21 protein-coding genes and 1 tRNA gene are annotated in these 23955 nt (G+C 43.2%); 9 read left to right on the plus strand and 13 right to left on the minus strand.

Going from position 1 to position 23955, the window contains the following annotated elements; translation table 11 throughout:
- The first annotated feature begins 170 nt into the window (after nucleotides 1–170).
- The gene (locus A1019T_RS04560; RefSeq protein ID WP_077450615.1) at nucleotides 171–2375 is read left to right on the plus strand and encodes an NADPH-dependent 2,4-dienoyl-CoA reductase; all 2205 of its coding nucleotides are present in this window, start codon (nucleotides 171–173) and stop codon (nucleotides 2373–2375) included.
- A gap of 217 nt (nucleotides 2376–2592) precedes the next feature.
- Here the strand turns inward: A1019T_RS04560 and A1019T_RS04565 are convergent, their stop codons facing one another.
- The 10 genes from A1019T_RS04565 to A1019T_RS04610 all read right to left on the minus strand — a co-directional run bounded on the left by A1019T_RS04565 (nucleotide 2593) and on the right by A1019T_RS04610 (nucleotide 12374).
- Nucleotides 2593–3561 carry a calcium/sodium antiporter gene (locus A1019T_RS04565; protein ID WP_077450616.1) on the minus strand — a complete coding sequence of 323 codons (969 nt, stop codon included), beginning with the start codon at nucleotides 3559–3561 and terminating at the stop codon, nucleotides 2593–2595.
- A gap of 104 nt (nucleotides 3562–3665) precedes the next feature.
- Nucleotides 3666–4046 (minus strand): aspartate 1-decarboxylase, encoded by a 381-nt coding sequence (panD, locus tag A1019T_RS04570; RefSeq protein WP_028858625.1) that lies wholly within the window; start codon nucleotides 4044–4046, stop codon nucleotides 3666–3668.
- A 226-nt stretch (nucleotides 4047–4272) separates the two neighbouring features.
- Entirely contained in the window at nucleotides 4273–4860 is a 588-nt protein-coding gene (gene pth, locus A1019T_RS04575) for an aminoacyl-tRNA hydrolase (protein WP_077450617.1), read from the minus strand.
- A 94-nt stretch (nucleotides 4861–4954) separates the two neighbouring features.
- Nucleotides 4955–5635, minus strand: a complete 681-nt coding sequence (locus A1019T_RS04580; protein ID WP_077450618.1) for a 50S ribosomal protein L25/general stress protein Ctc — start codon at nucleotides 5633–5635, stop codon at nucleotides 4955–4957.
- A 250-nt stretch (nucleotides 5636–5885) separates the two neighbouring features.
- Nucleotides 5886–6842 (minus strand): ribose-phosphate pyrophosphokinase, encoded by a 957-nt coding sequence (locus A1019T_RS04585; protein ID WP_077450619.1) that lies wholly within the window; start codon nucleotides 6840–6842, stop codon nucleotides 5886–5888.
- An 84-nt stretch (nucleotides 6843–6926) separates the two neighbouring features.
- Nucleotides 6927–7002 (minus strand) — tRNA-Gln (locus A1019T_RS04590).
- A gap of 82 nt (nucleotides 7003–7084) precedes the next feature.
- Nucleotides 7085–8041, minus strand: coding sequence for a 4-(cytidine 5'-diphospho)-2-C-methyl-D-erythritol kinase (ispE, locus tag A1019T_RS04595; protein WP_077450620.1), 957 nt, complete (start codon nucleotides 8039–8041; stop codon nucleotides 7085–7087).
- A gap of 187 nt (nucleotides 8042–8228) precedes the next feature.
- Nucleotides 8229–8906 (minus strand): lipoprotein insertase outer membrane protein LolB, encoded by a 678-nt coding sequence (lolB, locus tag A1019T_RS04600; RefSeq protein ID WP_077450621.1) that lies wholly within the window; start codon nucleotides 8904–8906, stop codon nucleotides 8229–8231.
- Between the two features lie 176 nt (nucleotides 8907–9082).
- A complete protein-coding gene (locus A1019T_RS04605; protein WP_077450622.1) occupies nucleotides 9083–11182 on the minus strand; it encodes a tetratricopeptide repeat protein in 2100 nt (699 codons plus the stop codon).
- Between the two features lie 232 nt (nucleotides 11183–11414).
- On the minus strand, nucleotides 11415–12374 hold the full coding sequence (locus tag A1019T_RS04610; protein ID WP_095532565.1) for a polyprenyl synthetase family protein: 960 nt from the start codon (nucleotides 12372–12374) through the stop codon (nucleotides 11415–11417).
- Between the two features lie 565 nt (nucleotides 12375–12939).
- On the opposite strand from A1019T_RS04610, the gene fadB reads away from it, so the two are divergent.
- The 5 genes from fadB (at nucleotide 12940) to A1019T_RS04635 (ending at nucleotide 18526) form a co-directional block, all read left to right on the plus strand.
- Complete coding sequence (gene fadB / locus A1019T_RS04615; protein ID WP_077450624.1) at nucleotides 12940–15099, plus strand: fatty acid oxidation complex subunit alpha FadB; 2160 nt, start codon at nucleotides 12940–12942, stop codon at nucleotides 15097–15099.
- Nucleotides 15100–15230: 131 nt separating this feature from the next.
- On the plus strand, nucleotides 15231–16403 hold the full coding sequence (gene fadA / locus A1019T_RS04620; RefSeq protein WP_077450625.1) for an acetyl-CoA C-acyltransferase FadA: 1173 nt from the start codon (nucleotides 15231–15233) through the stop codon (nucleotides 16401–16403).
- Nucleotides 16404–16544: 141 nt separating this feature from the next.
- Nucleotides 16545–17006, plus strand: coding sequence for a hypothetical protein (locus A1019T_RS04625; RefSeq protein ID WP_244156537.1), 462 nt, complete (start codon nucleotides 16545–16547; stop codon nucleotides 17004–17006).
- 108 nt (nucleotides 17007–17114) lie between these two features.
- A complete protein-coding gene (locus A1019T_RS04630) occupies nucleotides 17115–17693 on the plus strand; it encodes an isochorismatase family protein (RefSeq protein WP_077450626.1) in 579 nt (192 codons plus the stop codon).
- Nucleotides 17694–17908: 215 nt separating this feature from the next.
- Nucleotides 17909–18526, plus strand: coding sequence for an HD domain-containing protein (locus tag A1019T_RS04635; RefSeq protein ID WP_077450627.1), 618 nt, complete (start codon nucleotides 17909–17911; stop codon nucleotides 18524–18526).
- A 90-nt stretch (nucleotides 18527–18616) separates the two neighbouring features.
- Here the strand turns inward: A1019T_RS04635 and asd are convergent, their stop codons facing one another.
- The gene (asd, locus tag A1019T_RS04640) at nucleotides 18617–19504 is read right to left on the minus strand and encodes an archaetidylserine decarboxylase (protein ID WP_244156539.1); all 888 of its coding nucleotides are present in this window, start codon (nucleotides 19502–19504) and stop codon (nucleotides 18617–18619) included.
- Between the two features lie 182 nt (nucleotides 19505–19686).
- Between asd and dtd the strand changes: the two genes are divergently transcribed.
- The 3 genes from dtd to phoR all read left to right on the plus strand — a co-directional run bounded on the left by dtd (nucleotide 19687) and on the right by phoR (nucleotide 22695).
- Nucleotides 19687–20127, plus strand: a complete 441-nt coding sequence (gene dtd, locus A1019T_RS04645) for a D-aminoacyl-tRNA deacylase (RefSeq protein WP_077450629.1) — start codon at nucleotides 19687–19689, stop codon at nucleotides 20125–20127.
- Between the two features lie 257 nt (nucleotides 20128–20384).
- Nucleotides 20385–21086: a phosphate regulon transcriptional regulator PhoB gene (phoB, locus tag A1019T_RS04650; RefSeq protein WP_077450630.1), complete on the plus strand. Its 702-nt coding sequence runs from the start codon at nucleotides 20385–20387 to the stop codon at nucleotides 21084–21086.
- A 142-nt stretch (nucleotides 21087–21228) separates the two neighbouring features.
- On the plus strand, nucleotides 21229–22695 hold the full coding sequence (phoR, locus tag A1019T_RS04655) for a phosphate regulon sensor histidine kinase PhoR (protein WP_077450631.1): 1467 nt from the start codon (nucleotides 21229–21231) through the stop codon (nucleotides 22693–22695).
- Between the two features lie 168 nt (nucleotides 22696–22863).
- Here phoR and A1019T_RS04660 read toward each other — a convergent pair whose 3' ends face one another.
- Together A1019T_RS04660 and A1019T_RS13850 are read right to left on the minus strand one after the other, a co-directional pair.
- On the minus strand, nucleotides 22864–23346 hold the full coding sequence (locus tag A1019T_RS04660; protein WP_077450632.1) for an FKBP-type peptidyl-prolyl cis-trans isomerase: 483 nt from the start codon (nucleotides 23344–23346) through the stop codon (nucleotides 22864–22866).
- 357 nt (nucleotides 23347–23703) lie between these two features.
- Nucleotides 23704–23955 (minus strand): transposase (locus A1019T_RS13850; protein WP_279626171.1); only part of this gene is annotated, 252 nt, incomplete at its 5' end.

Here is a 23955-nt window from a genome sequence, read left to right on the forward strand (position 1 = left end):
ATAAAACGATACTAACTCAGGGTAGTTAAATGATATTATCGGATTCATTTAACCAAATACTCATCTAGTGACTGTTAAGGTTGGTCTACTCTTCTTAGCTACATATTTCGGTTAAACACTCCTACCCACTGGGTTTAGTGTCACTCTGAATTTAATAAGGATATTTTTTTATGGCAACTGCTGCTACCTCTAACGCTTTAAATAACTCAAACGGCAATACTGCAGGGGAAAGCTCTGACTCTAATAATATTGCCACTACAAATGTTCCTTATCCGCATATCTTTCAGCCTTTGGATTTGGGTCATACCAAACTAAAAAACCGTATTGTTATGGGCTCAATGCACACCGGCCTAGAAGATCGCTTCTATAATTATGGCAAGTTGGCAGCCTATTTTGCTGAACGCGCCAAAGGTGGCGTAGGCATGATGATTACTGGTGGTATCTCTCCTAACCGTGAAGGCTGGTTATTGCCTGCAGGGGGAACGATGAATACCCGAGCTGATGTGATTAACCATCAGCGTTTAACCCGTGCTGTGCATCGACATGACAGTAAGATTATCATGCAAATCTTACACAGTGGTCGTTATGGGTATCATCCTTTTGTGGTTTCTGCCAGTCCTTTTAAATCGCCCATCTCTCCTTTTAAACCGCGCCAGATGAGCATTAAAAATATCAAAAGCACAGTTGAGGATTATGCCCGCTCGGCCTCTTTGGCTAAGCAGGCAGGATACGATGGTGTTGAGATTATGGGCTCAGAAGGCTACTTGTTAAACCAGTTCTTATCCCGTCATGTCAACCAGCGTAAAGATGAGTATGGTGGCGATATTAATAATCGCATGAAATTCCCACTAGAGGTGGTTAAAGCCGTACGCGAAGCTGTGGGTGAAGATTTTATTATTATTTTCCGTCTTTCTATGATTGATTTGGTAAAAGACGGTAATGTCATGGATGAAGTCATTACTGTTGCAAAAGCCCTAGAGGAAGCCGGGGTGTCTATTATTAATACCGGTATTGGCTGGCACGAAGCGCGGGTACCGACTATTGTGACCAGTGTGCCTCGTGCGGCATTTGTGGATTACACGGCTGAAGTGAAAAAACACGTGTCTATTCCAGTAATGGCCGCCAACCGCATCAATATGCCTGAAACCGCAGAAAGTATCTTGTCATCAGGGCAAGCGGATCTTATTCAAATGGCGCGTCCTTTCTTAGCTGATCCAGACTGGGTAAACAAAGCTAAAAACGGTGAGACGGATCTTATTAACACTTGTATTGCTTGTAACCAGGCTTGCTTGGATCACACTTTTGAAAATAAACGCTCTACTTGCTTGGTTAACCCACGGGCTTGTTATGAGACCGAACTAACTTATGAGCCTGCTAAAAAGGCGAAAAAAGTAGCTGTGATTGGGGGCGGTGTGGCCGGCATGTCAGCGGCGACTGTAGCAGCGAAAAGAGGTCATAAGGTAACGCTTTATGAAGCAAAAGATATTTTAGGCGGGCAGTTCAACTATGCCAAAGTAATTCCAGGCAAAGAGGAATTCTTTGAAACCACGCGCTACTTCCTAAATGAGCTAAATCATCAAGGGGTAACTATTAAGCTGAATACCAAAGTTACCAAAGAAATGCTAGACGAAGCGAAATATGACCATGTGATAGTCGCTACCGGCGTTGTGCCTCGCAGCTTAGAAGGTACGCTTGAGGGAGCAGATAATCCAAAAGTTATCAGCTATGCTGAGCTACTATCCGGTGAAAAAGCTGTGGGTGAAACAGTGGCGGTTATCGGTGCCGGCGGTATTGGCTTCGATGTCAGTGAATACTTAACCGCGCGTCATGGCCAGCCGTTACACGAACTAGGTCCTGAAACTCTAAAAGACCCAAGCTACCGCCCTGAGCCACAGTCAGTAGCCGATTGGAAGCAAGAGTGGGGTGTGGATGATAACGTCGATTATCAAACTGATGGCGGCTTAACGAAGCCTGAAAATATTGTGCCAATGCGTCAAGTGTATTTACTACAACGTCGTGATGGTCGTTTGGGTAAAGGCTTAAATAAAACCACGGGCTGGGTGCACCGCGCACATATTAAATCACACGGGGTGATGCAGATGCCTGGGGTGACTTATGATAAAGTAACCAATGAAGGATTATGGGTAACCACGCCTCAAGGACACAGCCAGCTATTACGTGTGGATAGTATTGTGGTTTGTGCCGGACAGGAGTCGGTGAATGACTTAATGCCCGCCGTAACCGATATTAAGAAAGGTAAGGCCATTAAAAAAGGTAAAACCGAGTACCACATTATTGGTGGGGCTAAATTGGCGGCAGAATTGGATGCAAAACGTGCGATTCGAGATGGTGCTGAGCTAGCCGCTCAACTGTAAAACTGGCAATAAACCTCAACAGAGATAGCTAAAAAGAGAGGGTTAATAACCCCCTCTTTTTTTATGGAAATTATTAATGTAGTGATGAGGCCGTAAAAATTGCTTTATAGAATAACTGCCAATAAAAAAACGGCCAATCAGTGAGTGGCCATTTTTTATTGATGATAACTAAATCTGGTGGGAAGCTGTAGTTATTAACCTAAGTTAATGACTTAAGTTAGAGAGCAGATTTAGCTAGCCATACTGAATAGAAAATGAAGGTTAAAATCAGTACTACGCCACTACCATGTTTCATTTCACCCTGACGTCTAAAGGCAATAATTGCCAAAATAAACAGAATTAGAGTGACCAAGCCTACCATCACCATGTCTCGCGATAAAATCAGCGGGTCAATGTTTTGCATGGGTTTAATAATAGCAGCTAGCCCCACCACACCTAAGGTGTTAAATAAGTTGGAGCCAATAACGTTGCCTAAGGCCATGTCATGTTCACCACGTCTGGCTGCCGCAACACTGGCTACCAATTCAGGCAAGGAAGTACCAATGGCCACAATGGTAAGCCCAATTAGAAGCTCACTCATTCCCCATAAAGTGGCCAGCTCAACCGCACCCCAGACGATAGCTCGTGAGCTAGCGATTAATAAACTTAACCCCAATATCAAAGTGCCAAAAGACTTTAAGACATTAATTTGCTGTTTTGCAGCCAACTCTTCTGGTAACTCTACCTTGTCTTTATTACCGCGTAGGCTCAAAAATATTTGTATCATCAGTACAGCCACTAACGCCACAACCAGCACAACGCCATCGATTAACGATAAACTGCCATCCGCTAATTGAATGGCAGCTAAAGCGGTAGTTGCTATTAACAGCATTAGGTCATAACGAATCACATCGCTACGAATGATGATGGGGCTAATGAGGGCAGTGACCCCCAATACTAAGGTAATATTGATGATATTAGAGCCGTAGGCATTACCTAAGGCGATATCAGGACTACCTGCTAAAGCAGCCAAAGCAGAAACGACTAGTTCAGGGGCCGAGGTGCCAATGCCTAAAATAATCACCCCAATTAAGAAGCTAGGCATATTAAAGCGCACAGCCAGACTGGTGGCTCCATCAATAAAAGTATCAGCACTCCAGACCAAAATAGCCAGGCCAATGATGACAGCGATAATCGCTAAGCCCATAAAAAACTCCAAGATAGATTAATGGAAAAATATTAAGAAAAATAAAAAAGCTAAGCAATATAAATCGCTTAGCATTTTTTATTAAAGATAGTGAAAAGTATAGGTTAAGAAACTTGCACAGGAATAACATTAGCCGTGTCTTTCACGGTATTGTCTTCGTTGCAGTAAACTAATTTTGGCTTATGAGTATCGGCTTCTTTTTCATCCATCTGGGCATAAGCACAAATAATAACGATATCGCCAAGATCTGCCATATAAGCCGCTGCACCATTTAATGAAATAATGCCAGAGCCTGCTTCAGCACGAATAGCATAGGTACGAAAGCGCTTACCATTGCTTACGTTGTAGATATCAATCGACTCGTTCTCACGAATACCAGCCAAATCTAGTAAGTCACCATCTATCCCACAAGAGCCTTCATAATGCAGGTCAGCGTGAGTGACACGGGCACGGTGCAGCTTGCCTTTTAATAAGGTCAATAACATAGGGGATTTCCTTGAAATTATAGACTAGAGGTCGTGCAGAAAAGAATTAGAAAGCAGATTATACCTATAAAATAAGCAGTTTTCTGCCAATTTATACCTAGATTATCAAAAAACCTAAAGTATCAAAAAACTATCGAATAATCTAGTGTTAAGTATAAGCTACTTTTAAAGTAGGTAAGAGAGAAAAGCCATCGTTACCGACAGCTTATTTACTTAACAGAATCAATTAGCTATTGGGCAGCTTAAAGCCATTAATCTGGCTACGTGCTTTTTCGATATCACCGGTAACCATGAGCTTTAAGGAATCCATGGCTGCCCCCAGAGCGGCTTCAATCGCAACCTGATCATCAGGGGAGGGTTTGGATAAAACATGGCCACTTACTTTGGATTTATGTCCTGGATGGCCAATGCCAATACGTAAGCGATGGAAGTCATTTCCAAGGTGAGGAGTAATATCACGCAGTCCATTATGACCGCCATGACCGCCTCCTGTTTTAAGTTTAATACTTCCCGCAGGAATATCTAACTCATCATGGGCGATTAGCAGTTCTTCTGGCTTAATATCGTAATATTTTGCCATTGGGACCACAGATTGGCCTGACTTATTCATAAAAGTCATCGGCAACAGTAGGCGCACATCGGTATCAAAGATACGACCACGGCCAGTTAAACCATGAAACTTTTTGTCAGCTGCCAGTTCAATATTAAATTGGTCAGCAATCAGGGCCACAAACCAAAAGCCAGCATTATGTCTGGTTTCAACATACTGCTGACCTGGGTTGCCAAGCCCAACAATAAGCTTAAGTTGGGACATAGCGTTCTCACTGTATAAATAAGTTGTGTCTGCCAATATTAAGAGTTAGATAACTGCCCGAAAGCAGTCATCTAATCTATAGGCAGAAGACGAATTATTCTTCGCCTTTGTCTTCTTCAGCACCTTGCTCAGTAGCAGGTACGTCAGCGGCGTCAACTTCTTCTTCAGTATCTTCGTCCACTTCTTCAACCGTTGGAGCCTGCATGTTAACTACAGTACGATCAACTGGCTCATCAACATCTAGTTCAAAGATGATAACACCTTCAGGAAGTTTGATGTCTGTTAAGTGTAGAGATTCACCGATTTCTAGAGCTGACACGTCAACTTCTAGGTACTCTGGAAGATCTTGTGGTAGACATACGATTTCGATATCAGTCACTAGAGTAGATAAGATACCACCAGCTTTAGTACCTGGCGCTTCTTCACGACCTGTGAAGTGAACTGGGATGTTCATGTTGATCTTCTGACCTTTAACAATGCGCTGGAAGTCAGCATGCATTGGGAAGCCTTTAGATGGGTGACGCTGTAGGTCTTTAATAACTGCTAGCTGTTCTTCACCATCAAGCTTGATAGTCAAAATGTTTGAGAAGAAAGCTTCGTTTTCTAGAAGTTTCCAAAGCTCATTGTTTTTGATAGCGATAGTAGTAGGCTCTTCGTTACCACCATAGATGATGGCAGGAACTAAGTTTTGCTTACGCAGGCGGCGGCTCGCACCTTTGCCCTGCTGATCATCGGTACGGACAATGCCATTTACCGTGTATAAAATATCACTCATGAGAGTATCCTTGATTAAATTATTTAGGTTTTGATGCGTTCAAGCTACGCTTGCGACCAACGTGGCCAGACACACATCTATATACTGTATAGCAGATTTTACCGGCTGTTAATTCAGTCTCAGTACTTTTCGCTTACATACAGAGGGCGTATTATACGGACATTGAGCCCTAAAATCCAGTACAAAAAAACCGCTCTCTAAAAGACAGCGGTTTTTTTAATATCAATAAAGCTTATTAGGGCAGAAAGGTTCAGTCGATAGACTCAAACATAGCACTAATAGATTCTTCGTTATTGATACGGCGTAAGCTTTCAGCCAGTAAGGAAGCAATGGTTACTTGGCGAATTTTTTCACAAGCTTTTGCTTCCTCAGATAAAGGAATACTGTCAGTAACTACTAACTCATCCAATACTGAATTGCTAATGGTCTGAATAGCATTACCCGATAATACTGGGTGAGTGATATAACCTAAGACACGACGTGCGCCATTGTCTTTCAGCGCTTGAGCCGCTTTACACAAGGTACCCGCAGTATCCACCATATCATCAACGATCACGCAATCACGGTCTTTAACATCACCAATGATGTGCATAACTTGTGATTCGTTAGCGCGAGCACGACGTTTATCGATAATAGCAAGATCCGTGTTGCCGCCTAGCTCTTTGGCCATGGCGCGAGCACGAACCACACCACCTACATCCGGTGAAACAACCATAAGGTTATCATAACCTTGTTTTCTAAGGTCTTTTAGTAATACTGGAGTACCATAGATGTTGTCTACTGGAATATCGAAGAAACCCTGGATTTGATCTGAGTGTAAATCTACAGTCATTACGCGGTCGATGCTAACGATATTAAGCATATCGGCCACAACCTTGGCTGAGATAGGCACACGAGCTGAACGAGGGCGACGGTCTTGACGAGCATAACCAAAGTACGGCATTACAGCAGTGATGCGGCCAGCACTTGAACGGCGCAGAGCATCAGCCATAACCATGATTTCCATCAAGTTATCGTTAGTAGGGGCACAAGTAGGTTGCAGAATGAAAACGTCTTTACCACGGACATGCTCTTTAATCTCGACGGCAATTTCGCCATCAGAGAAGCGCGTGACATCAGCACGGCCAAGAGGAATGTGTAGGTGATCAGCGACAGTTTTTGCCAGTTCAGGGTGGGCATTACCCGTAAAAATCGCCAGATATGGCATGGTCCAAGTCCTATTTATTTGACTTAAGAGAGGAGCAGTAGAGACTGCACAAATAAAGAAGAAAGTTGAACGTTTAGAAGAAAATGGCAGGGGTAGCTGGACTCGAACCAACGGATGTCAGGATCAAAACCTGATGCCTTACCAACTTGGCTATACCCCTTTATGGGCGAGTTATTATACACAAGAATTTATTGATTGCAACTGTTTTTCTAAGATATTTAAAAAATATTGAGTTTATGAGGTTAAACCCTACTTTTTTGCCCTAATAAAGACTCAATTATTAGCGCGTGACAAGGGGGAGGGTTGTCCATCATATAGGTTTGTATTTGTGGGGTCATTGCCTCGGGTAGGGGTAAAAATACACTACTGCCTGTGCCAGTCATTCTAGCAGAGCTGTGGGTGAGTGCCTCTAATTTTTTTAAATAGTTTAGGGCTTCGCTCACTTCGGGTACCAAGCTGGTCACTACCGGCTCAAACACATTGCTAAAAGTGGGGTAGAGCCTATTAAGATAGCCTTCGCTATTTTCTTCAATGTCGCCCACGCTCATTGCTGGAATGTCTCGGCGTAAGTCAGTGTGAGCAAATAGAGCTTGAGTAGAAGCGTGGGCATTGGGGTTTAATAAAAGATAATGCTGTGGCGGTAGGGACAGCGGAGTCAATTTCTCCCCTATGCCTTCTGCAATAGCATCTTGACCCAAGATAAAAATGGGCACATCTGCACCAATACTGCGACCAATGTCAATTAAGGTTTGCTGCTCTAAATTAAGCCCCCATAGGGTGTTTAGCGCCAAAAGGGTAGTGGCGGCATTAGAAGAGCCTCCCCCTAGTCCAGCGCCAGCAGGCAGCACTTTATCGAGCTTAATATCAATGACTGGTAACCGATCTAATCCCTCAAAGAGTGCGGTATTGGATTTAACGCTATCAATTAAAGCCAAGGCCGCCTTAGTAATTAAGTTATCACGAAGGTTTGTGGTGACGGCCACTTTAGTATCTAAAGTAATGGGCAACCCGTTGTCTGCAAAGTCTTGATGAGGGTTGAATTGTTTGTCACTGACCTGAAAATGTAAGGTATCGCCCCAATTAAGCAGTCGAAACACCGTTTGCAAGTTGTGATACCCATCGCTACGTTTACCGGTAATGTGTAAAAACAGGTTGATTTTTGCAGGAGAGAACAGGCTAAGCTGAGGCAAAGAGGTCATAGAATAATCACATCAAAGACAGAAAAGAAATCAGAGCGTCCCAGCCGAAGGAATTAACTAGTCACTTGATAAATAACTTAAAAAATACTTAAAAAGCAACGAGCTGAGGCAGTCAATTAATCACAAATCAAAGTAAAATATTGAGAGGATGAAGGGTCAACCCCTCAATATTTATAAAAAAGTCAAATTAGCCATGTGAAATGGTCATAATGACTTTGTGACCATCAGCACGAGTCACCGAAATTTTATTAGGTGTACGGGTGCTGGCATTGTTATAACTAAAGCTAGCAACCCAATCTCCGTTTTGTGAGGATTGTAGGCGGCCCTGAGCATCTAACTGACTGTTGGTATCTGAAGGGGCTGGACGACCAGAGATCCAATGGCGCAGCTGTGAAATAGGGGCTTGCCAACCAGTAGCTTGTAGCAATAAATCTTCAGGAGAGGCGGCTTTAATCTCTCCCGTGCGATCACTTACTAAAGTAGCACTACGCCCATCATATTCAATAACGGTATGGCCAATACCTAAGGCACCGGTCAGGTCTATGGCAAAGCGTTCTTGTTCTTGGGCCCAGACATAAAAAGCGCTGCCGGTTTGGGCTTCACTATTCTGAGTTTTAGGAGTAGTGATGCCGATTTTACCGCGGATATTAAAACTTTGTAGTAGTTCTGGGTATTGAGCACTGCCAGTGACCACACTGCTAGTAGCATTAGGTGTCGTGCCCATGTGTTGCGTGGTTTGACAGCCGGTAACGATAAAAGCACTGGCGGCCAACATCAGGCTGAGGCTGGCTGTTTTAGAAGACGCTTTAGAAAAAGAGGGCTTTAGGCTTGAGAATAGAGGCTTATTGCTGAGCAGTGTGATCATAATTATCCTTAATTTAATTAGGCTTAGTCTGTCTTTAAGCAATATAGGTTAGCGCTTAAAGACAGAGCAATAGGATGTATAGGTTTAAACAGAAGGCTTATTAAAAATGTGATTTTATCAAGGCTTTGTGAGTTTTAAGAGTCTGTTGCGTTCAAGTTTTGTGTCTAAGAGGCGGGTTAGTAGGATTGCAACCTATCGCTGATGTCTTGCTGGCCGACTGCAAAGCGCTGCTGAATGTCGTTGAACAAGTCTAAGACCTTATCTTGTTGTCCCAAACCTTGATAGGCACGAAGTAAGATAATTCCTGAATCCAGAGTCGGTGAGATATCGTAAGGGACTTCGAGATACTCAATAACTTGTTGGTATTGCTCTTTGGACAGAGCGTCAGCGGCTACTAGGTTTAAGGCCGCTAAGTAGTTCTGTTGATCAAATTGGGGCGAATCAAAGGGCAGTGACAATATCGACTGTGCTAAATCCAGAGATTGCTCAACATCTTGCTCGTTGCCCATTTCAAACAATAGTTTGGCAGAAGCGATGATGTAATCGGGATTTTCAGGATCTATCAGCAGTAAGCGATCAAGTAGCCTACGCTTTAGCGCGGTGTCTTGTTCATTGTCTAAAAGCTGGGCCCTAGCAAACATCAATTTGGTATCATCGGGATAGCGCTTATTGGCTTCAGCCAAGATGTTTTTCGCGGCAGTTAATTGGTCTTGTTGACGCAAAATGCCTGCTTGCATTATGGCGCTTTCGGGCCCGTACACATCGAACTGCTCACTAAATTGCTTTAAGGTCGCTAGCGCGTCATCTGCACGGCCTTGCAAAAGTTGAATAGACACCAACTTTTGACGCGCCTTTAGTACCAAGTTTTCTTGCATAACCTTGGATAAAAAGCGCTCTGCTCTATCAAACTTCTGTTGCCGCTCGGCACTAATACCCAGATAGTAATAAGCTTGATCGATATAGGCCGGCGAGGAGGCGAGAGCAGATAACAACTCATCTGCTTGGGGGTAAGCTTCAATATCGATACTGACTAAAGCGGCCAGTAGCGTGACCTCTTCATCGTTAAATAATTTGTGAGCTTGTAATAAAAGCTCATGCGCTTCTTGGGTCTCACCCAACTCCAAGCGGTAGCGGATTTCGTACAGATACAAGGTTTTATTATTTTTTAATCTTTTTCGCTCAGCACTAATAAACTTCAGTACCTGAAGGTCAGGTTGAAGCTGCTTTAAGATGTCGGCTTTTAGGACAATAAAAGGCGCATTGTCAGGCTTGAGCTTTAAGGCTCTATTTACACTCAATAAAGCGATGTCTGGCTGACCCAATTGCGACATTAAACCTGCCTGCATCACTAACAAAGAGGGGTTGTCGTGCTTGGGTAGGCGTAATAAGGTTTCTAGCAGTAAGCGCTGATCAGACTCATTGGTGGGATAAATACCAATAAGAATCTCACTAAGATCCGCCTGATTATCATATTCTAGAATTTCAGTTAGCACCTTGCCTGATAAATTATAATCATGAGCCTTTAATGCTAAGTGAGCGACATAGAATAAGGCTGGAACGTGTTCGGTATTTTGTCGTTGCCATTTCACCGCGAACGCCAAGGATTCTTCTGGCATCTCATACAGTAAGGACAACTCTAAGGCGCGCTCAAAGACTGTTGTAGCTTCATCTTTAAGGGACTCCTGCTTGTAAAGCTGTAATCCTGCGTCTATCTCACCGCGGTTAATCAAGAACTCAGCTTGCATTACATTTAGCAAACTGGGTCTGTCTTTGGTTAGAGATAAGCGGCCATGAGATTCTTCTGTCTTTTCGTTGCTAGTATTGGACGTCGCTATCAGCTCAGCCTCCGACAGGGTAGGTTGAGCAACAGGCTGTGTAGTCTCTTTTTTATCTATGATGCTGATAATTGGCGATAGCACACGGCGTATCGGATCAAAAACATTGGCAGATGCTGAGACAGAGTGGGTGGCCATACTGGCCAAACTTAATAAAATGCACAAGCGTAATAAGTGCTGACGGCTAAGGCTCGGCGGCTTTTTTTGCTCGAGCTTTTTTCGATTGAATTGTTTTTGATTGGTCTGTGCTTTTTTTGATAGCTTGGAGCTTGAAGCAGTTAGTAAACTACGTGTTGAGGGTTTGGCTAAAGCGGCTTTTTTTAACTGAGCGCTCAAAGCCTGCTTAAAGCTCAGGCGCCGGCGAGTCTGAGTATCACCAAAACGACTTTTGGCCCTCTTTGTTACTTTTTTAGACTCATTAATCTGCTGTAAAAAAAGCATAAACTTCCGACTGGTGTAATAAGATGTTGTGCACTTGGCAGTGTCTACTTGGAGGACAGCAAACCCTAGCACAATAAAGATAGGGCTTGCTATAGAGACAGTCCCACTAGCGGTACCCAAAAGAATCTATAGGATAGTGTCTATAATAAAGCATTAAGCCGGGCACCGCTGACAGCAGAATATGGAATTCTATTATAATCAATTATTAGGCAGTCTAATAGTGCTGTTAGTGTTACTTCTGGCGCTGCCATAGCCAATCTGCTAGTACGGTTAAGGCGCTTTGCTGACCAAAGCTATCGACAATCGCTTGTTTGCCTTCGTCAAATAAGGATTTAGCATAATCTCTTGCTGTATCTACGCCCATTAATCTGACATAGGTCGACTTATTTAGTCCCTCATCACTGCCAGCAGGCTTGCCTAGAATATCGGTGCTGGCCGTCACATCTAAGATGTCATCTTGTACTTGGAAAGCTAGACCTATATTAGTGGCAAACTGGGTCAAAGCGCCCAATTGATCAGCGGTTGCTTCGGCACACACGCCGCCCATAAGCACCGCTGCTTCAATTAGAGCCCCCGTCTTATCACGGTGTATGGCTTCAAGTTCGGCTTGGGTAATCTGTTTATTTTCAGCATTTAAGTCCAGCATTTGACCTGAGACCATTCTTCTGGCTCTTGGCGCTAAAACCGTTAGTAATTGGGCAGCTTGCACCTCTGAAATAGGGGCAAACCCTTCGATGTCAGCGGTTAATGCTTCAAAGGCTAAGGTCTGTAGCACATCGCCTGCCAGCATGGCAGTGGCTTCATCGAATTTGATGTGGCAAGTGGGGCGGCCCCGGCGTAAGTCATCGTCATCCATGCAGGGGAGGTCATCATGGATAAGAGAGTAGGTGTGAACAAACTCTACCGCTAACATCGCCCGTCGACAGTTGTCTGACAAAACTGACTCTAATGAGGTCTCAGTTTTTGTCGCCTTGTTATCAGCAGTTTCAGTCTCACCTTGCAGCACGGTTTGATAACCACAAGCCACCATTAACGGACGCACTCGCTTACCTTGTCCAGTCATCGCATAGTAGCAAGCTTCTTGTAAGGGATTGGGTAAATTGGCATGGCTTAGCAAAGACTCAATGTCGGCCTCTAATGTGGCGATGACCTGTTGACTTAGATTTTCAAAACTGACGGGCTGTTTAATCATAGAACCGATGCTCAATACAAATGAGGGGAAATTATAGTAATACTATCTTAATCTTTATGGGGACTAGTTTAACATGTGCAAGTTACACTTTTCGCCTGCTGTTAGCACCCATAAGCTAACAGAATAATATAATATTTATTTAATCAATGACTTATGAAATTTATGATACTTAGATTAATATCGATTTAAGCGGGCCTGATGTGGAGCTTGGTAGGGCGGTTTTTTTAGGGTAATAAATGTTTCTGTAAAGAATATACAATAAAATATATGACCTATGAGTCAGTGATTGCGCTGTGACATCAAGGGGTTAAATCCCCTACACTAACCGGCGTAAATGATGACTCAACACACAGCTGCTAAGGTAAAGATATAAAGCGGCAAGTTATATGATAGTAATTTACTACACTGTGTGCGCTCTAATAATATAGAATCTATAGAAGCCTATGTTTTACAGCTTACGCTTTACCTAAGCTTATTAGAATATAATTAAAGTGATTTAGCTTATGACGTGGAGTGATTGCACGTGAAGCTTAAAATAAAGCAATAAAATAACAAGGAGATTTACATGATATATCAAGGTAACCGCATTACGGTATCATTGTTAGATGATGGCATTGCCAACCTACAGTTTAATGCTGAAGGCGAGAGCGTTAATAAATTTGATGCCGAAACCAATAAACAGTTCGACGAAGCTGTGACCGCTCTAGAAAAAGCAGATAATGTAAAAGGCCTAATTGTCACCTCTACCAAAGGCGTATTTATCGCTGGTGCAGACATCACAGAATTTGTGGCCCATTTCAATAAAGAAGAAGAAGAAATTACAAACTGGATCGTTGAAATCAACGGTGTATTCAACCGCTTTGAAGATCTGCCATTCCCTAAAGTAGCTGCGATTAACGGTGCTGCTCTAGGTGGCGGTTGTGAAATGACCCTAGTTTGTGAATACCGTGTAATGGGCGAAAAAGCTCAAATCGGCCTTCCAGAAACTCAGCTAGGTATCTTCCCAGGCTTTGGCGGTAGTGTGCGTACCCCACGTGTTATCGGTATTGACAATGCGTTAGAGTTAATTGCAACGGGTAAGGCTCAAAAGCCAGCCGAAGCGCTTAAATTAGGCTTGGTTGATGCGGTTGTAGCACAAGACGACCTGGAAGCAGCCGCCATTGACCTAGTCAAAAAAGCAATCGCGGGTGATTTAGACTGGCAAGCGAAGCGTGAAGAGAAGCTGCAACCGGTTAAGCTAAATCAGCTTGAGCAAGCGATGGCATTCAACAGTGCCAAAGGCGCTATCTTCGCTAAAGCAAATCCTAAACAGTACCCAGCTCCTGCCATCGCTATCGAAGCGATTGAAAAGCATGTGAACTTGGGCCGCAATGAAGCGATTAAAGTAGAAGCGGCTCATTTCGCTAAAGCGGCTAAAACCTCCCAAGCAGAAAGTTTAGTAGGTTTATTCTTAAACGATCAAGCGGTTAAGAAACTGGCCAAAAAACACACTAAGAATGCTCATGAAATCAATGAAGCTGCGGTACTTGGTGCTGGTATCATGGGCGGCGGTATTGCTTATCAAGCAGCCTCGAAAGGTCTGCCAATTATCATGAAAGACATCAAGTCTGAGCAATTAGACTTAGGTATGGGTGAAGCCAGCAAGCTGCTAGGGAAAATGGTCGAGCGTAAGAGAATGACGCCAGCGCAAATGGGTGAAACGCTAAGTCGTATTCGTCCAACCCTTAACTACGGCGATTTTGGTGAAACTGACATCGTTATCGAAGCGGTTGTTGAGAATCCAAAAGTTAAGCACGCAGTATTGAAAGAAGTAGAAGGATTGGTTAAAGAAAACGCTATCCTAGCTTCTAACACTTCAACCATCTCTATCACGCATTTGGCCACTGTGCTTGAGCGCCCAGAGAACTTTGTGGGTATGCACTTCTTTAACCCAGTGCATCGTATGCCATTAGTGGAAGTTATCCGTGGTGAGAAATCATCAGAAGAAGCAATTGCTACCACAGTTGCTCTGGCTCAGCGTATGGGTAAAGTGCCTGTTGTTGTAAACGACTGCCCAGGCTTCTTAGTAAACCGCGTATTGTTCCCATACTTCGGCGCGTTTGACTTGCTATTGAAAGAAGGTGCTGATTTCGTACACGTTGATAAAGTAATGGAGAAATTCGGCTGGCCTATGGGTCCTGCCTACTTAATCGACGTGGTAGGTCTAGACACGGGCGTACATGGTGCAGACGTCATGGCAGAAGGCTTCCCAGATCGTATGAAGCCAGACTACAAAGGCGCTATCAAGCATCTGTTTGAAAACAACCGCTTAGGTCAGAAAAATGGTGTTGGTTTCTATAAGTACGAGATGGACAAACGCGGTAAGCCGAAGAAAACTGCTGACGAAGCCACTTACGAGCTATTAAAAGCGACCACTGATGGCGATACGCAAAAATTTGATGATCAAACCATCGTCGATCGTATGATGCTAGCCTTCTGTAACGAAACGGTTCGCTGCTTAGAAGACAACATCGTTGCTACTCCAGCCGAAGCTGATATGGCAATGATCATGGGCGTTGGTTTCCCTGCATTCCGTGGTGGTCCATGCCGTTATATCGACCAACTAGGCCTTGATAACTACTTAGCGCTATGTGAGAAATATGCTCACCTAGGCAAAGCTTATGAAGCGCCACAGAAAATCCGTGATATGGCTGCAGCCGGCGAAACTTTTTACCCAAAAGCCTAATACCATAAGCTTGGGACGACTAAATAATTAATTAGTCAACTGATGCTGCCATCTGCCTTATTAGCACATGACTCAACAATGAGCGGGCAGCGTCAGTTAGACTAAACGATAAAAAATTCAAGGAGTATTACATGACAACATTAAGTCCAAAAGACGTGGTCATCGTAGATGGCGTGCGTACTGCAATGGGTAAATCCAAAAACGGTATGTTCCGTAATGTTCGTGCAGACAGCATGTCAGCAGAGCTAGTGCGTGCCTTAGTTCAGCGTAACAACTTTGACACCAATGAAGTTGAAGATGTGATTTGGGGCTGTGTGAACCAGACTCTAGAACAAGGCATGAACATTGGCCGTAACATCGGTTTATTGGCTGATATTCCTAAGACTGCTGGCGGTCAAACCGTGAACCGTCTATGTGGTTCATCAATGCAAGCGCTTCATACTGCAGCGGCTCAAATCATGACCAACCAAGGTGACGTGTTCATCATCGGTGGTGTGGAGCACATGGGTCACGTAGGCATGATGCATGGTATCGATATCAACCCAGCCGCTTCTAAGCACTATGCTAAAGCTTCTAACATGATGGGCTTAACGGCTGAAATGTTAGGTCGCATGAATGGCATCACTCGTGAGCAACAAGACGCGTTTGGTGTTGAATCACATCGCCGTGCGTGGGAAGCGACTCAAGCGGGTCGTTTTGATAATGAAATCATTGGCATTGAAGGTCATGATGAGCAAGGCCGCTTACAGCTTTGTACTGTGGACGAAGTTATCCGCCCTGACACTACTTTAGAGTCATTGGCAAAACTACGCCCTGTATTCGATCCAGCAAATGGTACAGTGACAGCTGCGACTTCTTCTGCGCTATCAGACGGTGCGTCTGCAATGTTAGTAATGAGCGCTCAAAAAGCCAAAGACTTAGGTCTTAAGCCACGTGCTCGTATCCGTAGTATGGCGGTTGCCGGTTGTGATGCGGCTATCATGGGTTATGGTCCAGTACCAGCCACTCAAAAAGCGCTTAAGCGTGCTGGTATGAGTCTTGATGACATGCAAACCATCGAGTTAAACGAAGCGTTCGCTGCTCAAGGTCTGTCTGTCCTAAAAGCTCTAAACCTATTAGACAAGCAAGATATCGTTAACGTTAACGGTGGCGCTATCGCGCTAGGTCACCCACTAGGTTGTTCTGGTGCACGTATCACAGTAACGCTGCTAAATGCTATGGAGCAGATGGATACTGAAATTGGTCTAGCCACTATGTGTATTGGTCTAGGTCAAGGTATTGCTACCGTTATTGAGCGTGTATAAACCAAAAAAAGTTAAATAATAGAGCAAAAAGTTCTGTTTATTTATCTTGTATAAAAGGCACCTCTAACGTAATGTTAGAGGTGTTTTTTTATGTCTTTCTTAGGCAAAATAAATTCATATTTCGCCAAAAGGTATTGTCTTATGTCTAATAATAAAACGCTCGATTCTGTCAAAAGCAATCAAACCACTCAAAACTCAACATCTGGTGACAACCATAAAAACCCTTATAGAAAAGCAGCTTTAACCAAGCTTTTTTTAATCACAGCTGTGGGGGTGGGGCTAAGTTTGATATCTAGTGCCAAGTTAGCAGCAACAGGCTTAGCCGATAAAAAAGACTCGGGCTCGATTAAGCCACAAATACTGGCAGGAAAAGTAACCAAAAGCTTGGAGCAATTTAGCTTTACCACTGAGCAGGGCGTGCAATATCATGTAGCAGACCCGAGTAATATACTGGATGATTTGGCCAAAAAAAGAAGGATAGTGGACAGCCTTTATACCTTAAATCGGGTTCGAGTAAAGGCAGTAATCAGTAAGGCCGGTAATTATGGTCATATGGGCTATTATGAGCGTCAGCTTACCATCGTTGGGATTGCTGATAGGTAATGATGCGAAAAATTACAACAACTGTTCACCAAAGAGTTTGACCCAGTGACACTTATATGACTTAATAGGGACAGGTATTTTTGTCCTCAACGACACAAGGAGTGTGTTATGTCAAAAACTATTACCACAGATAAAACCTATCGTATCATACGCGAAAATACTCAGGCTATGGTCATTGATGTGCAACAGAAACTTGCTCCGCATATCTATCGCCATGAGGAAATTGTCAAAAAGACACTGACTCTAATTAAAGGTCTACAGCTACTTGATGTCCCTATTGTCCTAAATGAGCAATACAAAAAAGGGCTTGGTGAGACGCTGCCTGAAATCATGGAAGTACTAGATACCTCGAAGGCCAAAATTATTGAAAAGGTCACTTTCAGTGCTTGCGATAATGATGAAACTTGGAACTATCTGGCGCAGCAAAACCGTATTTCAGTGCTGGTGTTTGGGATGGAAACTCATATCTGTGTGATGCAAACCGTGCTAGACCTACTTGATAATGGCATGCAGCTTGTGGTGATTGCCGATGCCACAGGCTCTCGTGATGCTTATGACCGTCGCCAAGCCATTCGCCGTATGCGTAGAGCAGGCGCTGTGATAACTACTACTGAGGCGATATTGTTTGAGTTGTGCCGCTCGAGTAAGGATCCGGTATTTAAAGCCATTAGCCAATTAATTAAATAGCTTATAGCTCATTGAATAAATAAAACCGAAAAGCCTTAATCTCTATTTAGTTAAATAATCCGTGATAAAGTCAGCTGGCTTGGTCACGGATTTTTGTTAGCTATAACTCGGCTGCTTAAGAGAGTCAGACCCCTAGGTCAGTAGCGTAGCCTTGTATAAGCCCTTATATTGCATTAGCCTATAACAATACTTTCTACCAAGACACAAGGTTTTCCATGTCATTACCCACCACAAAAAATAAAGCTGATAAACCGCTGAGCATGACCGAAATTACCGAGTTTTTATTAGAGCTTGATGCGTTAAAGCGGGTTAACCGGCGCAGTTATGTCACTCAGGCTAATCGGCTAGAGAACTCGGCGGAACACTCGTGGCATTTGGCCATGGCCTGCTGGTCTATCGCAGAATTGTTTCAACTTGACGTGAATCATGAAAAGCTTTTGAAGTTGGCCCTGGTACATGATTTGGGTGAGATTGATGCCGGCGATACTTTTCTGTACGACAGCAGTCGCAGCGAGGCACATATTGAGGAGCGGCAGGGGATTGTGCGTTTACAGGCACATGGTGGCAGTGGCATTGATAATTTGCTTGACGTCTGGGATGAGCAAGAGACCGGCAGCAGTCCTGAAACCCAATTATTAAAAGCCATTGATCGTCTGTTGCCCTTCTTACTAAATATAAATACTGGGGGTAAAACTTGGAGCAATCACGGGGTTAAGCGCTCACAGGTGGCTGGTATGCATGCTTTTATTGCCGACAGTTTTCCAGTTATTCATGAGTGGATAGAAAAACAGATTGATTATGCCACTGAGCAAGGCTGGCTAATTGATGCCTGATGCATGGCAATAAGTAAAAATGTTATTAAAAAAATAAAGGTGCACGAGGGGCACCTTTAAGATAATGAAAATTATACGGATATCAGTAGGTTAAGCTTTATTAGCCACACCCAAAAGCTGACCCATTTGCACCACAGAGCCATGCTCCATGTCTTGTGACCACTCAACACCGGCAGACTTTGGCATTACCACAATAGCGGTTGAGCCCAAGTAAAAACGACCTAACTCATCGCCTTTTTTCAAGCTCAGGTTGTGCTCTAAGGTTTGGATGCTGTCAGAGCGGTCAATTTTGCCAGTGGCCACGGTTTCGATGCCAGCCACAATCATCGCGCCCACTAAGACCACAGCGGCACGGCCATACTGAGTCTCAAAAATACAGACTAGACGCTCATTACGGGCAAATAAATCGGGGACATTCTGCGCCGTGACATTATTCACTGAGAATAAGGTGCCAGGCACATAGCGGGTCTCAATCAAGGTGCCATCAAATGGCATGTGAACTCTGTGATAATTACTTGGCGCTAAGTACACCGTAGCAAAGCTACCGCCTTCATAATAGTTACCGTCTTGATTATTGGTATCGGCTAATAGGTGACCCACCGCATAATCACGGCCTTTGGCTTGTAATATTTGGCCTTGCTCAATATAACCGATTTGTGAAATTATGCCGTCAGCGGGTGAGACAATACCTTGCTCGGTGTCATCGATAGGACGAGCTTCTTCGGCTAATTCTCGGGTAAAAAAGTCGTTAAAGCTTTTGAAGTCTGCTAGATTTTGTCTTGCATATTCTTCTAAGGTAATACCATAAGCTTTGGCGAAAGTATTAACGAATGCTTTTTTGACAATGGGGTTTTGACTGGCAGCCAGACGACCTGCAACCTCACTAATTTTTTGTTGGGGAACTAAGTGTTGGGCTGCGGTAAATAGACCGTCACGAGTGAGTAACTGTTGAGCTTTTTGTTTTAATGAGTCTTTCATTATATTTTTCATAAGGAGTATCATCGTAAGCTGTGAAAATAGAAGGTAAAAACCGTAAATTTAAAAGAAACTAAAAATAAACTTTAATAGATGGCTAGTTTATCATAAACCGTATTAAACCACGTTAACAGTAACAGCCTAGTAGTGAGATAGTGGTATAAAGAAGGTATTGAGGTATTAATATGAAGGCTTTAATTCAGAGGGTAAGTGCCGCCAGTGTGACGGTTGATGGTCAGATTGTGGGTGAGATTGAGCAAGGTATCTTGGCTTATATTGGTTTGGGTCCTGAAGATGATATTGAGACCGCCCAAAAGATGGTCGATAAAATATTGACCTATCGTATTTTTGATAATGAAGCAGGTAAGCTGGATAAAAATGTGCAGCAAGTAGAAGGTGGGTTGCTGTTAGTTTCCCAGTTTACGTTAATGGCCAAAACTGATAAGGGTCGCCGCCCAGATTTTGGGGGAGCAATGGCACCAGCGCAGGCCAGTGAACTATTTGAGCAGATGGTAGCTTATGCCAAACAGCAATATTCAAAAGTAGAGACCGGTGAGTTTGGGGCTAATATGCTAGTCAAAGCAGACAACGATGGCCCGCTAAATTTTATTTTAGAGATAGATTAATATTAATGCCTGTCATTTAGGTCACTTCCATTTATTAAGGCTATTTGTTATTAGGGTTATTTGATACAGTTTAAAGCTAAGTTATTGACTTTAATACTGACTTAATCTGATAAGTTCCTTATTTGTCATCTGATTGTCATAATTATAGGCTGTAATATAACGGTCATAATTTTATGAGCCAAATTACCAGATATTGAAACTTTATTAGCAATAACAGGCTCAGTATCAGAGATGTAAACTATAGGACAATAAATAAGATGAATACAGAAACCATATTGGTTGTAGAGGATGAACCCGCTATCCGTGAAATGATAGTTACCACGTTAGAGATGGCAGGATTTGAATGTCTGCAGGCTGAAGATGTTAATGAGGCGCATAACCAAGTTGTTGATCATCGACCTGCTTTGATTTTATTAGACTGGATGTTACCCGGCAATCAGTCAGGCATAGACTTATGTCGTCGCCTTAAAAAAGATGAGATGCTTTCAGAACTGCCCATTATTATGTTGACCGCAAGAGGCGAGGAGGATAATAAAGTACAGGGGCTGGATGCCGGCGCCGATGACTATATTACTAAGCCTTTTTCTACCCGTGAGCTGATATCGAGAATCAAGGCGGTCCTTCGTCGTAGTAATGCTTTATCAGGGGATAAGCCTATTGAAGCCCAAGGGTTAAGTCTAGACCCTGTGAGCCAGCGCGTATCAGCGGATGGCACACCGGTTGAAATCGGACCCACTGAATATCGTTTGTTGGCCTTTTTTATGAGCCATCCAGAGCGTGCCTATACGCGGACCCAATTACTAGATCAGGTATGGGGCGGTAATGTGTATGTAGAAGATCGGACCATTGATGTTCACATTCGACGCTTACGTAAGGTGCTCGAGCCTTATGACTATGCTAAATTTATCCAAACGGTGCGTGGCACTGGTTATCGTTTCTCCACCCAAGTGAATGGGTAAGTGGCTCTTTGATCCATACGCTATGATTCTTTAGTCAAAATTTTTGGCTTTATAATGGGCTCTATCATAAGAGCCAAATGTAGAGGGTGTTAAGGGCCGTACTGCTAACTATGTTGTTTTTTATCATTGAACTGAGAGTGTCATGAGCCCTTCTAAGAGACAGCCTGCCACCAGTAGCGAGAGTCCTCGGTCGGCTTTGCTATGGTCAGATTTGAAATGGTTGGTCACCTTAACTCTATTGGGCACCGTCCTTGGCCATTATTTCCTCAACTCAGTGCCTTGGGGGATTATAGTGGCATTGTTGCTCTATAACCTCTGGCGGTTATATGCGGTGCAACAGTTCTATGGCTGGATGACCAAGTCTTTAACTTTACCGCCTCCTGAGCTGTCTGGCAGCCTGACCTTCATGGCCAATAAGCTGTATGAGAGTAAAAAACTAGAACAAATGACCCATCAGAAAATGATGGGACTAATCAAAAAAATCCGCAGCTCATTGTTGGCCTTGCAAGACGCTGTGATCTTGCTCGATAAAGAGGACAGTTTAGAGTGGTGGAACCAGGCTGCGGAAACCTTGTTGGATTTGCGCTCAGAGGATCAGGGCCGAAGCATTTTGGATCTGATTAATCTGCCTGAGTTTACCAACTATTATGTTGATGCTGTCTCCCCGAATGATGGGGTGCGTATGCGCTCTTGGCGAGACTATGAAAGGTTTTTGCAATGTGAGGTGACTCATTTTGGCAATGAAAAGTTGCTCATTATTTATGATGTGACCCGCCTGCAGCATTTAGAACAGATGCGCAAAGACTTCGTGGGGAATGTGTCCCATGAACTGCGTACCCCTTTAACCGTATTGATGGGGTATATTGAGACCTTCTCTGACCAGCCAGATTTAGATCCTAAGTGGCAACGTGGCTTTAGTTTAATGACCCAGCAAACCCAGCGGATGAATCATATTATTAATGATTTATTGCTGCTGTCCCGTCTCGAAAACGAAGAATCTATTAATATTGAGCGGGTCGATATGCCTAAGCTGATGACCAGTATTTTTGATGATGCCCAAGCCTATAACAGAGATTATGGGCACCTCATCGACCTGCATATAGATTCTCAGCTAGATGTCTATGGCTCTTACGGTTACCTAAATAGTGCTTTATTAAACCTAGTTACCAATGCCATAAAATATACGCCGAAAGGCGGAGTGGTCAAAATTGCTTGGCAAGAAGTGAGAGAGGGGTGTTTGTTTTCAGTGCAAGACAATGGTATTGGTATTGCGCCTGAGCATCTTGAGCGTTTGACTGAGCGCTTTTATAGAGTCGATAGTGGGCGTAGTAGAAGCACTGGTGGTACCGGCTTAGGCCTGGCTATTGTGAAACATGTACTGTATCAACATGGCGCCAAATTAAAAGTTGACTCTCAGGAAGGCAAGGGCTCTACTTTTAGCGTATTTTTCCCAGCCCGTTGCATCTATCGAGAAAAGGCAGAGAGCACAAAGAAGAAAGGGAGGCAAAAGGTTACCCATAATACGGACGCTATTGAGGATTCCTCTGACGACGCCATTGATACTGAACCGCCACTACTTTTAGAGGCCCCTAAAAAATTAGCTGAGTAGGGATCAAAATATTATCTAAAACTATTTGAATTACTAACCTATTAAATCAGATTACGCTCATAAAAAAAGAGCCATTCACTAAGTGAAAGGCTCTTTTTCATTGATATCATCATATAGATCTAAAAAGTATAAATCCAAAGATATCAAGTAAACTGTGGTGAGCAGTTCTTAGTGTTGTACACCACCTACGCCATGAACGTGGCCATGGTTTAATTCGTCTTCAGTAGCAGCACGTACTTCAACGATTTCTACGTCAAAGCTTAGTTTTTTACCTGCTAGTGGGTGGTTAGCATCTACAGTTACTGTGTCATCATTAACGTCAGTAACGGTTACTAGCATAACTTGACCTTCCGCTTCAGACTGGAACTGCATACCAGGTTGAATGTTGTCAACGCCTTGGAAATTAGCGCGAGGTACTTGTTGTACGGCTTGCTCTTGATATTCACCATAAGCATCCGCTGGCTCGATAACCGCTGTTAATGAATCGCCAGCAGACTTGCCTTCTAGCTCTTTTTCAAGACCTGGAATGATGTTGTTATGACCATGTAGATAAGCTAGTGGCTCACCTTGTGACTGGTCGATAACGTTGCCACTTTCGTCTTTTAGAATATAGTTAAAGCGTACGGCAGTATCTTTTGCGATTGTTGTCATAAAATTTCCTCAAATAAATATAGGCGTTCTATATGCTCATAAATAATACAATAAAGAGGGTGCTTATAGCGGCGAAATACAAAGCTAACCATGCAAATATAAAACCAAACATGAAAGCCAAACTATTATTTAGCCACACCTCTGCTAATTGCCTTGTCTAATAGATTGCGATGATAGACAAAAGTTTCAAGTCATGTTCTCAAATTAATTGCCAAATTGCTAAGTTTTTTACAAAAAATTAAGCTTTTTTAGGTCATAAAGCCAAAAAAAGAGGCTACTTGCTCCTTTTATAAGTCATTTTAGGCACTGTTTTTCATTCTATCTTTTTCTCAGATAGTGATAAATAGTCACAAAGTATTAAGCCAATCTAGTCCTTTGAGGTTGAAGTTTGGACCAAAGCACCCGATTTAATATAGTCATAGCCCTTAAAAAACAGTCACACAGCCAAAGAAAATAGAAGAATAACGTATCGATACAATCTATTCCCCAATCTTGACGCTTTTTCTTAACCCAAGCCCAAGTTTGCTCAATAGGGTTTAAGTCAGGACTATAAGGCGGTAACCATAGAATAGTGTGTCCTGAATCTTCAATGATTTTTTGAATATCAAG

Origin of the sequence: Psychrobacter piechaudii, from assembly GCF_900162825.1 — a bacterium.
GTDB lineage: Bacteria > Pseudomonadota > Gammaproteobacteria > Pseudomonadales > Moraxellaceae > Psychrobacter > Psychrobacter piechaudii.

Bases quoted from the DNA above. Each gene is read 5' to 3' on its own strand.
- A1019T_RS04635 (WP_077450627.1), top strand. From the start codon at position 17,909: ATGTCATTACCCACCACAAAAAATAAAGCTGATAAACCGCTGAGCATG.
- A1019T_RS04560 (WP_077450615.1), top strand. From the start codon at position 171: ATGGCAACTGCTGCTACCTCTAACGCTTTAAATAACTCAAACGGCAAT.
- A1019T_RS04630 (WP_077450626.1), top strand. From the start codon at position 17,115: ATGTCAAAAACTATTACCACAGATAAAACCTATCGTATCATACGCGAA.
- A1019T_RS04580 (WP_077450618.1), bottom strand. From the start codon at position 5,635: ATGAGTGATATTTTATACACGGTAAATGGCATTGTCCGTACCGATGAT.
- phoR (WP_077450631.1), top strand. From the start codon at position 21,229: ATGAGCCCTTCTAAGAGACAGCCTGCCACCAGTAGCGAGAGTCCTCGG.
- fadB (WP_077450624.1), top strand. From the start codon at position 12,940: ATGATATATCAAGGTAACCGCATTACGGTATCATTGTTAGATGATGGC.
- A1019T_RS04565 (WP_077450616.1), bottom strand. From the start codon at position 3,561: ATGGGCTTAGCGATTATCGCTGTCATCATTGGCCTGGCTATTTTGGTC.
- panD (WP_028858625.1), bottom strand. From the start codon at position 4,046: ATGTTATTGACCTTATTAAAAGGCAAGCTGCACCGTGCCCGTGTCACT.
- A1019T_RS04625 (WP_244156537.1), top strand. From the start codon at position 16,545: ATGTCTAATAATAAAACGCTCGATTCTGTCAAAAGCAATCAAACCACT.
- A1019T_RS04585 (WP_077450619.1), bottom strand. From the start codon at position 6,842: ATGCCATATCTGGCGATTTTTACGGGTAATGCCCACCCTGAACTGGCA.
- ispE (WP_077450620.1), bottom strand. From the start codon at position 8,041: ATGACCTCTTTGCCTCAGCTTAGCCTGTTCTCTCCTGCAAAAATCAAC.
- phoB (WP_077450630.1), top strand. From the start codon at position 20,385: ATGAATACAGAAACCATATTGGTTGTAGAGGATGAACCCGCTATCCGT.
- dtd (WP_077450629.1), top strand. From the start codon at position 19,687: ATGAAGGCTTTAATTCAGAGGGTAAGTGCCGCCAGTGTGACGGTTGAT.
- A1019T_RS04660 (WP_077450632.1), bottom strand. From the start codon at position 23,346: ATGACAACAATCGCAAAAGATACTGCCGTACGCTTTAACTATATTCTA.
- A1019T_RS04610 (WP_095532565.1), bottom strand. From the start codon at position 12,374: ATGATTAAACAGCCCGTCAGTTTTGAAAATCTAAGTCAACAGGTCATC.
- A1019T_RS04605 (WP_077450622.1), bottom strand. From the start codon at position 11,182: ATGCTTTTTTTACAGCAGATTAATGAGTCTAAAAAAGTAACAAAGAGG.
- fadA (WP_077450625.1), top strand. From the start codon at position 15,231: ATGACAACATTAAGTCCAAAAGACGTGGTCATCGTAGATGGCGTGCGT.
- lolB (WP_077450621.1), bottom strand. From the start codon at position 8,906: ATGATCACACTGCTCAGCAATAAGCCTCTATTCTCAAGCCTAAAGCCC.
- pth (WP_077450617.1), bottom strand. From the start codon at position 4,860: ATGTCCCAACTTAAGCTTATTGTTGGGCTTGGCAACCCAGGTCAGCAG.
- asd (WP_244156539.1), bottom strand. From the start codon at position 19,504: ATGAAAGACTCATTAAAACAAAAAGCTCAACAGTTACTCACTCGTGAC.